Annotated in this window: 9 protein-coding genes and 1 tRNA gene; 8 read left to right on the top strand and 2 right to left on the bottom strand. The window is 66.0% G+C overall.

What is annotated here, in order from left to right:
* Positions 1 to 28: 28 nt before the first annotated feature.
* From AC3A56_RS00050 to AC3A56_RS00040, 3 genes are all read left to right on the top strand, one after another.
* Positions 29 to 2,356, top strand: a complete 2,328-nt coding sequence (locus AC3A56_RS00050; RefSeq protein ID WP_056719042.1) for a DNA translocase FtsK — start codon at positions 29 to 31, stop codon at positions 2,354 to 2,356.
* An 84-nt stretch (positions 2,357 to 2,440) separates the two neighbouring features.
* On the top strand, positions 2,441 to 3,100 hold the full coding sequence (gene lolA, locus AC3A56_RS00045) for an outer membrane lipoprotein periplasmic chaperone LolA (RefSeq protein ID WP_056765212.1): 660 nt from the start codon (positions 2,441 to 2,443) through the stop codon (positions 3,098 to 3,100).
* Between the two features lie 7 nt (positions 3,101 to 3,107).
* Complete coding sequence (locus AC3A56_RS00040; protein WP_056719047.1) at positions 3,108 to 3,800, top strand: YoaK family protein; 693 nt, start codon at positions 3,108 to 3,110, stop codon at positions 3,798 to 3,800.
* A gap of 77 nt (positions 3,801 to 3,877) precedes the next feature.
* On the opposite strand, the gene AC3A56_RS00035 is transcribed toward AC3A56_RS00040, so the two are convergent.
* Positions 3,878 to 6,919, bottom strand: a complete 3,042-nt coding sequence (locus AC3A56_RS00035) for a diguanylate cyclase (RefSeq protein ID WP_487768922.1) — start codon at positions 6,917 to 6,919, stop codon at positions 3,878 to 3,880.
* Between the two features lie 192 nt (positions 6,920 to 7,111).
* Here AC3A56_RS00035 and AC3A56_RS00030 point away from each other — a divergent pair, with 192 nt between their 5' ends.
* The 5 genes from AC3A56_RS00030 to AC3A56_RS00010 all read left to right on the top strand — a co-directional run bounded on the left by AC3A56_RS00030 (position 7,112) and on the right by AC3A56_RS00010 (position 11,420).
* A complete protein-coding gene (locus AC3A56_RS00030; protein ID WP_487768921.1) occupies positions 7,112 to 8,467 on the top strand; it encodes a replication-associated recombination protein A in 1,356 nt (451 codons plus the stop codon).
* 78 nt (positions 8,468 to 8,545) lie between these two features.
* Positions 8,546 to 9,124 (top strand): hypothetical protein, encoded by a 579-nt coding sequence (locus tag AC3A56_RS00025; RefSeq protein WP_487768920.1) that lies wholly within the window; start codon positions 8,546 to 8,548, stop codon positions 9,122 to 9,124.
* Between the two features lie 267 nt (positions 9,125 to 9,391).
* Complete coding sequence (gene serS, locus AC3A56_RS00020) at positions 9,392 to 10,672, top strand: serine--tRNA ligase (RefSeq protein WP_487768919.1); 1,281 nt, start codon at positions 9,392 to 9,394, stop codon at positions 10,670 to 10,672.
* Positions 10,669 to 11,052 (top strand): LrgA, encoded by a 384-nt coding sequence (locus AC3A56_RS00015; protein WP_487768918.1) that lies wholly within the window; start codon positions 10,669 to 10,671, stop codon positions 11,050 to 11,052. The genes serS and AC3A56_RS00015 overlap by 4 nt, the downstream gene beginning before the upstream one ends.
* A 278-nt stretch (positions 11,053 to 11,330) precedes the next feature.
* Positions 11,331 to 11,420, top strand: a tRNA-Ser gene (locus AC3A56_RS00010).
* Positions 11,421 to 11,478: 58 nt separating this feature from the next.
* On the opposite strand, the gene AC3A56_RS00005 is transcribed toward AC3A56_RS00010, so the two are convergent.
* Positions 11,479 to 12,234, bottom strand: a complete 756-nt coding sequence (locus tag AC3A56_RS00005; RefSeq protein ID WP_487768917.1) for a hypothetical protein — start codon at positions 12,232 to 12,234, stop codon at positions 11,479 to 11,481.
* Positions 12,235 to 12,877: the final 643 nt, after the last annotated feature.

Genomic DNA, 12,877 nt, shown 5'->3' with positions numbered 1-12,877 from the left:
CTTGGCAGTCAGGAAGGGGGCACCCAAGGTGGCGCGAAGCGCAAACGTGAAGCAAAAACCGAGGGAAGGCCTCAGCGAGGAGCTGAAGCGCCGGCTGCGTGAAGCCGGCGCCCTGCTGCTGCTGCCGCTGGCGGTATACCTGCTGGTATGCCTGTTCAGCTACAACCCGCATGACCCCAGCTGGACCAATGCGGGCCAGCTGGAGCATGCGCACAATTTCGGCGGCACCGTCGGCGCGTACATCGCCGACCTGCTGCGCTGGATCTTCGGCCTGGTGGCCTACTGCTTCCCGCTGCTGTTGCTGTTGCTGGGCGTGCAGGTACTGCGCCAGCGCGCCGACGAACGGGTGGTGCATCCGTGGGAACCGGCGCTGCGGCTGATCGGCTTCGTGTTCTTTTTCATCACCGGGCCGGCGCTGCTCTATCTGAATTTCCATGACGAACCGGTGCTGCCCCAGGGCGTGGGCGGCATCATCGGCGTGTGGGTCGGCGATGCGCTGCTCAGCGCGTTCGGCGACAAGGGCGCGCCGCTGCTGTTGCTGGCGTTGTTCCTGATCGCCGTGACCCTGGCCACCGGACTGTCCTGGTTCCGCGTGATGGACTGGACCGGGCAGGGCGTGCTGAGGCTGGCCGGCTGGCTGCGCGGCAAGTTGCGCGAGGCGCCGCAGGCGATGGCCGCGCGGCAGGCGCGCACCGAACGCGAAGTGGTGAAGAAGGCCGACGCGGTGCGCCAGGCCAAGCGCGAGCCGGTGCGCATCGAGGCGCCTCCCGCGCCGGTGACGCGCAGCGAACGAGCCCGGCTGGAAACGCAGATCCCGCTGTTCGTCGGCGCCGCCACGCCGGGCGAGTTGCCGCCGCTGTCGCTGCTGGACGAAGCGCCGCCGCAGGGCCCCGGTTATTCCGAGGAAACCCTCGAGGTGCTCTCGCGCCAGGTCGAGTTCAAGCTGAAGGACTTCCGGATCGACGTAAAGGTGGTCGGCGCCTATCCCGGCCCGGTGATCACCCGTTTCGAGATGGAGCCGGCGCCCGGCATCCGCGGCTCGCAGGTGTCGAGCCTGGACAAGGACATCGCCCGCGGGCTGTCGGTGGTCAGCGTGCGCGTGGTCGACGTGATCCCCGGCAAGAACGTGATCGGCCTGGAGATCCCCAACACGCACAAGCAGATCGTCTATCTCTCCGAGATCCTGCGTTCGGACAAGTACGACCAGCTGAAATCACCGCTGGCGCTGGCGCTGGGCAAGGACATCGGCGGGAAACCGATCGTGGTCGACCTGGGTAAGATGCCGCATCTGCTGGTGGCCGGCACCACCGGTTCCGGCAAGTCGGTGGCGGTCAACGCGATGGTGCTGAGCCTGCTGTACAAGGCCAGCCCCAAGGACGTGCGGATGATTATGATCGACCCGAAGATGCTGGAGCTCTCGGTGTACGAGGGCATCCCGCACCTGCTGGCGCCGGTGGTCACCGACATGAAGGAAGCGGCCAACGCATTGCGCTGGTGCGTGGCCGAGATGGAACGCCGCTACAAGCTGATGGCCGCGGTGGGCGTGCGCAACCTGGCCGGTTTCAACAAGAAGGTGAAGGACGCCGAGAACGCCGGCCAGCCGCTGCTGGACCCCTTGTTCCGGCCCAACCCGGAGATGCCGAACCTGGCGGCCGAGCCGCTGGAGCCGCTGCCGTACATCGTGATCATCATCGACGAGTTCGCCGACATGATGATGATCGTCGGCAAGAAGGTGGAGGAGCTGATCGCCCGCCTGGCGCAGAAGGCGCGCGCCGCCGGCGTGCACCTGATCCTGGCCACCCAGCGTCCGTCGGTGGACGTGATCACCGGCCTGATCAAGGCCAACATCCCGACTCGCATCGCGTTCCAGGTGTCCAGCAAGATCGACTCGCGCACGATTCTTGATCAGTCCGGCGCCGAAGCGCTGCTTGGCCACGGCGACATGCTCTACCTGCCGCCGGGCACCGCCACGCCCGAGCGCGTGCACGGCGCCTTCGTCGACGACCACGAGGTGCATGGCGTGGTCAACTGGTTGCGCTCGCAGGGTGCGCCGAACTACATCGAGGGCGTGCTGGAAGAAGTGCAGGCCACCAGCGACGGCAAGTTCATCAACGACTCCGGCCTGCCGCAGGAAGGCGAGGAAGGCGGCGATGCCGACACCCAGCTGTACGACAAGGCGGTGGCCGTGGTCACCCAGACGCGGCGCGCCTCGATCTCCGGCGTGCAGCGGCATCTGCGCATCGGCTACAACCGGGCCGCGCGACTGGTCGAGCAGATGGAGCAGGACGGCGTGGTCAGTGCGCCCCAACACAATGGCAACCGCGAAGTGCTGGCGCCGCCACCGCCGAAGAACTGAAGTCGGCGCACCCTGTGCGCTCCTACGGTTCGGTTAAGCCAGCACTGCCCACAATTCCTTCCATCGTCATTCTCGGGGAATCCGATGAAACGCTTCATGCTCGTCCTGTCCGCTGCCGCGCTGTTGCTGAGTGCCGCGGCGCAGGCCGCCACCGGCCCGGCGCGGGCGCGGCTGGATGCCTTTGCCACCGGCCTGCATTCGCTGACCGGCAATTTCAGCCAGACCCTGACCGACATCAACGGCAGCACCAGCAAGAACAGCTCCGGCACGCTGGCCCTGCAGGCGCCGCGGCAGTTCCGCTGGGACACCGTCAAGCCGTACCAGCAGACCATCGTCGCCGACGGCAGCCGGGTGTGGCTGTACGACCCGGAGCTGGAGCAGGTGACGGTGCGCATCCAGAGCAGCGAGGAATCGCACAGCCCGCTCACCGTGCTGACCGACCTCAAGCAGATGGACCGGGACTTCAAGGTCGTCGAGCAGGGCGAGCATGACGGCCTGGTCTGGCTGCGGCTCAGCTCCACCGCGAAGGACCCGCAGTTCGACTACGCCGACCTCGGCTTCGACGCCAATGGCCTGGCCCGCATGACGTTCCGCGACCAGCTCGGTTCCACCACCGACATCCGCTTTTCCAACTGGCAGCGCAACGCACCGATCCCGCCGGCCACCTTCAACTTCGTGCCACCGCAGGGCGCCGACGTGATCGGCGACCTGCCGGTGATCACCACCCAGCCGCTGAAAGACTGATCCGTCGATGCCCGTCCTGCGCCAGTTGCCGGGTTGGGCCTGGGTGGGCGGCGGCGTGCTGGCCTTCATTGCCGGCATCGTCAATGCGGCCGGCTACCTCGGCTTCCGCCATCAGGCGATCACCAACCTGACCGGATCGACGACCCTGCTGGGCGCGTCGCTGGGCACCGCCGATGGGCCCGAAATCGTGCATTGGGGATTGTCGGTCGCGGCCTTCGTTTTCGGTGCGGTGCTCAGCGGAATCATCGTGCAGCAGCACACGCTCAAGCTCGGCCGGCGCTACGGACTGGCGCTGGTGCTGGAGTCGCTGCTGCTGTTTGCCGCCGTGCCCCTGATGACCCGCGGCAATCCGGCGGGGATCTACCTGGCATCGATCGCCATCGGCCTGCAGAACGGCATGGCCAGCACGTATAGCGGCATGGTGTTCCGCACCACCCACGTGTCGGGCATGTTCACCGACCTGGGCATCTACATCGGGCAACGCCTGCGCGGCCTGCAGGTCGATACCTTGCGCATCCGCGTCTGCGTGCTGGTGGTCACCGCCTTCACCCTCGGCGGCGCGGCCGGTGCGCTGTTGTTCAAGCTGATGCAGGAGCGCACCTTGCTGGTGCCGGCGGCGCTGACCGGCCTGTGCGGCCTGGGCTACAGCATCTACCGCCAGTACCGGATCAGCATGGAACGGCGCGCCGGCGTCGGCTGATCGAGGCCCGTTTTCAACTGGGCGGACGCTGATCCTGGCCCGCTTTCAGTCGGGTGGTCGCTGATCCTGGCCAGCTTTCAGCTGGCCAGGGCGCAGCAGTTGCGGCCGTTGCGCTTGGCCTGGTACAGCGCCTTGTCGGTGCGCGACAACCACGATTCGAAGGCTTCATGCGGCTGCCGCTGGGCGATGCCGATGCTGGCCGTCACCATCACCGGCGAGCCGTCGTGGACCAGGATCATGCCGGCCAGTTCGACGCGGATGCGCTCGATGATCTCGTGCGCCTGCTGCAGGTGGGTATCGGGCAGGCACAGCACGAATTCCTCGCCGCCGTAGCGTCCGATCAGGTCGGTGTGCCGGCAATGCCGCGTGATCACCTCGACCGCCTGGCAGATCACCGTGTCGCCGGCCTGGTGACCGTGCGTGTCGTTGATCAGCTTGAAGCGATCCAGGTCGAACAGGGCCATGCAGGCGACGCCATCGGGCGATTTCTCGCTGAGCGTGCGCACCAGTTCCAGGAAGCGCCGGCGGTTGAAGACGCCGGTCAGCCCGTCGGTGCTGGCCAGTTCGTCGAGTCGTCGATTGGCGGCCAGCAGGGCCTGCGTATGTTCGTCGATCTCGCGCTGCAGCCGGCGCGCCTGGTGCCGCAGGTAGAGCGTGCGCAGGTGCACCAGCAGCACGATCAGCCCCAGCAGCAGGATGGCGGCGGCGATCCGGGTGCGCGTGGTCTCGTACCAGTACGGGCTGACCAGCACCGTCAGTTGCGTTTCGGCCGTGCGCGGCTGCAGGCCCTGGGTGGTCGCCACCAGGCGCAACCGGTAACTGCCGTGGGGCAGGTTGGTGTAGTTGGCGCTGGGCGCGCTGCCCTTGGGGATGTCGGTCCAGCTCTGGTCGAAACCTTCCAGGCGGTAGCGGTACGTCGTCTCCATCGCGGCCTGGTAGTCGAGCAGGGCGAAGTTCAGGCGCAGGTTGTGGGTGTCGCCGTCGAGCCGGATGCTGCCGCCATCGCCGGGCAGCTTGCCGAACGGCACCAGCACCCCGTTGACCTCGGCGCGGGTGATCACCAGCGGAGCCAGCGCGCTGGCCGGCGGCTGCCAGTGCGGGCGGATCACGGTCAGTCCGGCCTGGCCGCCGAACAGCAGTTCGCCGGTGGGTGCGCGGGCGGCGGCGATGCTGACGTAGCTGGCGATGTGCAGGCCGTCGCGGGCGCCGAGGTTGGCCACCGCCAGGGTCTGGCTGTCGACCCGCGCCACGCCGTTCGACAGGCTGGCCCAGATCTGTCCGCCGTCATCGGCCAGCACGGTGTTGACGTTGTCGCTGGACAGGCCGTCGCCGGTGCCGATGGTCCGCGCGCTCCAGGTGCCGTCGTCCTGCTGGTGCAGCACGCTGAGCCCGCCCAGCGTGCTGGCCCAGACGCGTCCGTCCGCGGCGGCCATCAGCGAGCTGATGTAGTCCTGCGGCAGGCTGGTGGGGTCGCCGCGACGATGCAGCAGATTGGTGAAGCTGGTGGGCAGGCTGTTGCCGCGGGCGATGCTGATGCCGCGACTGGTGGCGTACCACCACTCGCTGCCCGCGCGCACGATCTCGCGCACCGTGTTGCTGGCCAGGCTGGCCGGATCGCCGGCACGGTGGCCGAGATGTTCCAGCGCATGCGTGCGCGGGTCGTAGCGATAGATGCCGTCGTAGGTGCCGATCACCACGCGGTCGCCATCGGGTTTCAGGCCCAGCACGGGCTTGTCGTGCAGCTCGGGCACGATCGAGTTCTCGATCGCCAGCGTATCGGGATCAATCCTGGCCAAGCCTTGCGTGCCGACCAGGATCGAACCGTCGGCGGCCTCGGTGATGCTGTGCACGCCGCGCTGGATCTGGCTGCCGGCCAGCAGCAGGTGCTTCATGCGCCCGGCCTTCAGGTCGATGATGTCGATGTGCCCCGCGCCCAGTCCCAGCCAGATCCGGGCGCGACTGTCGACGAAGATCGCGCGCACATTGGACGTGCTCAGCGCGTTCGGGTCCAGCGGCGAGGGCAGCAGCGAGAACGCGGTGTGGATGCCCCGGTGCGTACGTGCCACCCCCAGGTCGGTGGCGACCCACAGGTTGCCGGCACGGTCGAGCAGCAGCGACCGCACCGAGTCGCCCGGCAGCGATGAATGCACCGCTGGATCGTGGGCGATCACGTGGGTGGCGGGATGGCCGGGCGTGTATTCGATGACGCCGTTGCCGTCGGTGGCGATCCACACCTTGTCGTCAGCCACCTCCAGCATGTCGCGCACGGTGGGGTGGCGTGCACCGTTGGCGTAGCCGCTGAATCCGGGCACGCCGTGCCAGTGACCATCGGCGTCGCGCCAGGCTGCGCCGGCCTGCACGCTGCCCACCCACAATCGCCCGGGGCGATCCTGCAGGATGCTCCAGATCTGGTCGCCCAGCACGGTGCCGGCGTCCTGGTCGACGGACGTTTCGCGAACGAACTCGGCGCTGCCGCGGTGGCGCACGAACAAACCGTTGTTGTTGCCCAGCCAGACGTTGCCGTCGCGATCCTGCAGCACGCTGAAATTGCGCGCCGCCGTCGCCTTGCCGGTGTCGATGCGGCGAATGGCGCCGCTGGCCAGGTCGAGATGGTCAAGCCCGCCCTCGGTGGCGACCCAGACGCCACCGGCGCGATCGCTGCTGATCGCGTAGACCTTGTGATCGGACAGCCCCTGCGGACCGACCGGATACACCTTGAAGCTGTTGTCGCTGGGGTCGAACCGGACCAGGCCGCCCGCGTTGGTGCCGATCAGCAGGCCGCCATCGGGCAACGCGTACAGCGAACGCACATAGTTGTCGGGCAGGCCGGGGCTGTTGTTGTTGCGGGTGCCCAGCACCTCGATGCGGTATCCGTCGTAGCGGACCAGCCCGCCGATGGTGCCGATCCAGATCAACCCGCTGCGATCCTGCACCACGGCCGTGGTGGTGGAGTGCGGAATGCCTTCGGCGATGTCCAGCGTGCTGAACCATGGCGCATCGAACGGCGACCAGGGGTCGGGGTCGGTGCCGCTGGCCCGGACCGGCGCGAACGCCGTCAACAGGCACAGCAGCAACCCGACCAGGGTCGCGCAGCGCAGTTGGCGGCCCGATCGCGTCACGGATCAAGCAGGCTGCATGGCAGGCATGTGCTGCTCGCGCCCGCCCGCAAGATGATCCGCTTGAACGATTCCCCCCGTACCCGACTTCATCCCGCCCGCGCCCCCCGGCCTGTCCGTGCGGACATGGCCGCACGGTGCCGCCATTCTAGCGGTATTTTGCGAGCTTTCCGGAGCCCGGTCGGTGGCGGGACGATGCCTTATCATGGCCCGATGCCACGCCCGACTTCCCCCGTCTCCCCAGGCCTGTTCGCCGAACCCGAAGCGCTCAAGCCGCTGGCCGAGCGCATGCGCCCCACCAGCATCGACGAAATCGTTGGCCAGCAGCGCCTGGTCGGCCCGGACAAGGCGCTGCGCCGCGCGCTGGAGGCCGGCAAGATCCACTCGATGGTGCTGTGGGGGCCGCCCGGCTGCGGCAAGACCACCTTGGCTCTGCTGGTGGCGCGTTACGCCGATGCGGATTTCCGCGCGATCTCGGCCGTGCTCTCGGGCCTGCCGGACGTGCGCAAGGCGCTGGCCGAGGCCGAGGTGAACTTCGCCCAGGGCCGGCGCACCGTGCTGTTCGTGGACGAGGTGCACCGCTTCAACAAGACCCAGCAGGATGCGTTCCTGCCGCACATCGAACGCGGCGTGATCATCTTCATCGGCGCCACCACCGAGAATCCTTCGTTCGAACTGAACTCCGCGCTGCTGTCGCGCTGCCGCGTGCATGTGCTGGAGCCGGTCTCCACCGCCGACATCATCGCCGCGCTGAAACGCGCGCTGGCCGACAGCGAGCGTGGCCTCGGCGAGCTGCAGTTGCAGGTGACCGACACCTCGCTGGAGTCGATCGCCCAGGCTGCCGACGGCGACGTGCGCCGCGCGCTGACCCTGCTGGAAATCGCCGCCGAGCTGGCCCACGAGCGCACCATCGACGAAGCCACGCTGAGCCAGGTGCTGGCCGACCGCACCCGCCGCTTCGACAAGCAGGGCGAGCAGTTCTACGACCAGATCTCGGCGCTGCACAAATCCGTGCGCTCGTCCGACCCCGACGCCGCCGTGTACTGGCTGTGCCGCATGCTCGATGGCGGCGTCGACCCGCTGTACCTCGCGCGCCGGATGACCCGCATGGCGGTCGAAGACGTGGGCCTGGCCGAACCACGCGCCTGGCGCATGGCGCTGGACGCGTGGGATACCTACGAGCGCCTGGGCAGCCCCGAGGGCGAGCTGGGCCTGGCCCAGCTGGCGATCTGGCTGGCCATCTCGCCCAAGAGCAACGCGGCCTACATGGCCTACAACAAGGCCCGCGACGCGGTGCGCCAGGGTGGCACGCTGGAAGTGCCCATGCACCTCCGCAACGCGCCGACGAAACTGATGAAGGGCATGGGTTACGGCAAGGGCTACCAGTACGACCACGACGCCGAAGGCGGCATCGCACTGGACCAGCAATGCCTGCCCGACGAGCTGGTCGGCAGCGTGTTCTACGAACCGGTCGAACGTGGCCTGGAACTGCAACTGCGCGAAAAACTGTTGGCCCTGCGCGCCGCCCGCGAAAAAGCCCGCGGCGGCTGATTCCGCTGCTGCACGCTCCCTTGCCGTTGCCACGATGCCCGGCATAGATTCAGCCCGTCAACCGGGGAGGGGTGAACCATGCGCGTACTCGTGGCGGGTCTGATCGGCGGCATCGTGATCTTCGTGTGGGGCGTGCTGGCGCACATGGCGCTGGGGCTGGGCAACGTCGGCATCCAGTTGCCGGCCAACGAGAACGTGGTGTTGAACAGCCTGCACGAAGGGCTGGGCAACCAGCCCGGCGTCTACATCCTGCCGTCGCTGGACCCGAAGCAGATGGGCGACGAGGCGGTGATCAAGGCCTACTCAGCCAAGGCTGCGACCTCGCCGTATGCGTGGGTGGTCTACCTGCCGCAAGGCGACGACATGATGCAGATGGGCCCGCAAATCGGACGGCAATGGGCATCGGACACGCTCGCCGCCCTGGCGCTGGCCTGCATCCTCGGACTGGCCGGAATGGGCTTCCGCCGGCGCATCGGCGTGGCGGCCACCGCCGCCGTGTTCGCCTGGCTGAGCACGATGCTGCCGTACTGGAACTGGTACCGCTTCCCGCTCGACTTCACCCTGGCCGCCCTGGTCGAACAACTCGTCGGCTGGCTGCTCGCCGGCGCCGCGATGGCCTGGTGGCTCGGCCGCAGCGAACGCAAACTCGCCAGCTGAGCTCCCGGTATCCGCTTCGCGGAGCCGGTTTTTGCTCCCTCCCTGCGACCGCAGGAAGTCCCCTTGCGGGACGTGCAGCAGGGGAGGGCCGGGGAGGGGTGAAGCCCCCACGAAATCAAGCAGCCGCCCAACGCACGCTTGAGGCCCCAAGCCAAAAACCTGAGCTCCGCGCCCGCGCAAAACCCCCACGCCAACCCGCGCTGCATTGCAGCCAGCACCACCCCCCAGCGATAATTCCCGGTTCAAGCCTTCACCCGGACTTCGCTCATGCTGGATCCCTCCCTGCTGCGTTCGCGCCTCGCCGAAACCGCTGCACGCCTCGCCGAAACCCGTGGCTACACACTGGACGTCACCGCGGTCGAGGCGCTGGAGAACAGCCGCAAGCAGCTGGCGATGGAAACCCAGGAACTGCAGAACCTGCGCAACACCCGCTCCAAGGCGATCGGCCAGGCCAAGGCGAAAGGCGAAGATGTGGCGCCGCTGATGGCGGAAGTCGCCGGCATCGGCGACAAGCTCAAGGTCAACGAACAGGCCCTCGCCGAGGTGCAGGCCAAGCTCGCTGATATCGCGCTGGGCATCCCGAACATCCCCCACGAGTCGGTGCCGATCGGCAAGGACGAACACGGCAACGTCGAAACCAGCCGCTGGGGCACGCCGCGCACGTTCGACTTCGCGGTAAAAGACCACGTCGAGCTGGGCGAAGCCCATGGCTGGCTTGACGGCGACGCCGGTGCCAAGTTGTCCGGCGCGCGCTTCACCGTGCTGCGCGGCCAGCTGGCCCACCTGCACCGCGCGCTCGGCCAGTTCATGCTCGACCTGCACACCGGCGAGCACGGCTACCTCGAATGCAACGTGCCGGTCATCGTCAACGCCGACAGCATGCAGGGCACCGGCCAGCTGCCGAAGTTCGAGGAAGACCTGTTCGCCACCGAAGTGGGCGAGACCAGGCGCTACCTGATCCCCACCGCCGAAGTCTCGCTGACCAACCTGGTGCGCGACACCATCCAGGACGCCGACGCGCTGCCGCTGCGGATGACCGCGCACACCCTGTGCTTCCGTGCCGAGGCCGGCAGCTATGGCCGCGACACCCGCGGCATGATCCGCCAGCACCAGTTCGAGAAAGTCGAGATGGTGCACATCGCCCGCGCCGACCAGTCGCACGCGCAGCTCGAAGAGATGGTCGGCCACGCCGAAACCGTGCTGCAGAAACTCGGCCTGCCATACCGCAAGATGCTGTTGTGCAGCGGCGACATGGGCTTCACCGCGGTCAAGACCTACGACCTCGAAGTGTGGCTGCCCAGCCAGCAGACCTACCGCGAAATCTCCAGCTGCTCCAACTGCGAAGACTTCCAGGCCCGCCGCCTGCAAGCCCGCGTACGCAACGCGGAAACCGGCAAACCCGAACTCGTGCACACCTTGAACGGTTCCGGCCTCGCCATCGGCCGCACCCTGATCGCCGTGATGGAAAACAACCAGAACGCCGACGGCTCGATCACCGTGCCCGAAGTGTTGCGCCCTTACATGGCCGGACTGGATCGCATCGCGTGAACACCGTGGTCGCATCGACCGGCAAGTGGGACAAGGTCGAGTTCTACACCAGCTACTTCCTGATGCTGGTGCTGCTCTCGGTCCTCGGCATGCGCCTCGGCTTCGATGGCGTATGGCAGATGCCGAAGATCGACCTGGCACTGTCGATCATCGCGCTGCTGCTGGTCATCGGCAGCTTCTGGTTCGCCCGCCACAACCGCCGCCTGCGCCTGTGCATCATCGCCTTCGCCAGCGCCACCCAACTGGTGCCGATGGTCATTCGCGAACCGGTGCTGCTGTTCCCGCTGCTGGGGGCGCTGATTCCGGTGGCGATTCTGGTGGGGTGCTTGATGGCGCTGTCGAGGAAGAGCTCCAGCAGTCTCCCGCGAAGCGGTTCCTGATAGGATTGCACCCCTCGCGTGCGTCCCTCAGCCGTTCACCCTGAGCGTAGCGCAGCGAAGTCGAAGGGCAGGTCGCTCATTCGCCAGGCATGATGAATAGCGAAACAAGTTTGGAGAGATGGCCGAGTGGTTTAAGGCAGCAGTCTTGACGCGGAGGCAGGAAGCCGAAGCGGACAGCGGCGCAGCCGCTGGCCCCGAAGGGGTGGAGGGCAGGATGCCCGGAACAAAACTGCCGTAGTGGCGCGCGAAGCGCGCCTTCGACAGGACACCGAGTTCATGGAGAGATGGCCGAGTGGTTTAAGGCAGCAGTCTTGAAAACTGCCGTAGGTGTAAGCCTACCGTGGGTTCGAATCCCACTCTCTCCGCCATATCAAGGGCCAGGTTCATTAACGAACCTGGCCCTTTAAATCAGCGTGAAATCAACGATCAAAGGCGTGAAGCGGATTGCGAGCATAAAGTTTCGCCCCGACTGTTTCTCGCGATGATGTAAACGAGTCCTTTAACGATCTTCTTCCACTCGGGCTGCATGAGCTTCCAGGAACCCCATGCTGCAAGAGATAGCCATCCGGCCGGCCCAATCACGAACGCGATGCTGCTGGATAGCCCGGTATAGAAGGCGAAAGGCAGAGTAACGCCGACGGCGTGAGTCAAAAATCCGAGAGCCGTCGTCGATGCGAGATAGACGCCAAACCCGGAGGCTTGAGCGGCTCCAATCATTGCTGCCGAAGTCATGGGGCCGGAAAAGCTCTGCCCTTTGAGCTTTACATCACCAACGATGATGTCGACGTCCACGAGGGTCTCGAAGAATTTGGCGCGTTCGCGCGGCTTCATTCCCTGCAGTGCCTCGACGATTACCGCTTGAGACAGAAAAACTTCCTTCTCCGCCGTCGATGCATCCTTCTCGAACGCCTTTAGATGTTGGCAGGCACCGTCAAGTAACTCCTCGAACCGAGGCGTTTCACGTAGGGAGTCCGCAGTGACCCGGGTAGAGTCCTTTTGCAACTTGGCCCACACGTTCTTTTTGGCGGCTTCGGTCTCGGCACCAACCTTGGAATGGAAAAGCCACTTGAGACCGTACGCTATTGACTCGGCGTTTACAGGACCTTTGAGCTCCAGCAGCGTGGCCAAGTTTTTCAGGTCGTCCTCTCGCCAGTCAGCCAGGGTTCCTACTATGCCGGTCATGGGCATTCCTTCGATGATGAATGGAGTCGGCTTTGACTGTGTTCTTGCAAAGCAATGCGTGGCAAGCGCTGATGGCCCCCGCAGTGTCAGTTTAGCCGGCACTTGTCTGGACAGAAGGTGTCAGGGACAAATGCTGGCGCCACAGTAGCCTGCCAAGTGGCCGAGCTGGCGCGAACGGCCCCTTCTTTCTCCACTCAAGCACGGGTCCGATCCATCCCAGCACATTCTGCTACTGCAGGTAGCTGCCCATCTCCGCCACCGAATATTGCCAGGCATTGTCCCTGACATCTTTTTTAGGAGGTTTTGTAGGACATGCTCCGCGCTCGCTTGGGAGAACCCCGTACCCGTATAGATGCACTTCATTGTCATCCGTTTCTCGTTGGGGGCCAATGCCACAATCTGTTGGGTGACTTTCAACTTATGCAGCTGCTAGGCCACTTCACGTCGTTTCTTTGCTTCGCCACGAATGAGTGCGGGCAAGTCTTGGAGGCTGGGGCATAGGTTTGTAGTGCTGTTGAGTGCGCTCTTGCGAAGGACGCTACAACTGAACTGGTCCGCCCGGAAGATGAACCGCCCCGGGTTTTGAGGAGGCTCCAACTCTTGAGAAGATGGAGCCATGAACAAGCCAAACAAGTTCTCACCT

This window comes from Rhodanobacter sp. Soil_C_14 (genome assembly GCF_057657335.1).
Note: the sequence above shows the minus strand (reverse complement) of the source record. Positions and strands in the feature narration are given on the sequence as shown.

Excerpts from the sequence above, each read along its gene's own strand:
- AC3A56_RS00030 (WP_487768921.1), top strand. The coding sequence starts at position 7,112 with ATGCCTTATCATGGCCCGATGCCACGCCCGACTTCCCCCGTCTCCCCA.
- AC3A56_RS00040 (WP_056719047.1), top strand. The coding sequence starts at position 3,108 with ATGCCCGTCCTGCGCCAGTTGCCGGGTTGGGCCTGGGTGGGCGGCGGC.
- serS (WP_487768919.1), top strand. The coding sequence starts at position 9,392 with ATGCTGGATCCCTCCCTGCTGCGTTCGCGCCTCGCCGAAACCGCTGCA.
- AC3A56_RS00005 (WP_487768917.1), bottom strand. The coding sequence starts at position 12,234 with ATGACCGGCATAGTAGGAACCCTGGCTGACTGGCGAGAGGACGACCTG.
- lolA (WP_056765212.1), top strand. The coding sequence starts at position 2,441 with ATGAAACGCTTCATGCTCGTCCTGTCCGCTGCCGCGCTGTTGCTGAGT.
- AC3A56_RS00025 (WP_487768920.1), top strand. The coding sequence starts at position 8,546 with ATGCGCGTACTCGTGGCGGGTCTGATCGGCGGCATCGTGATCTTCGTG.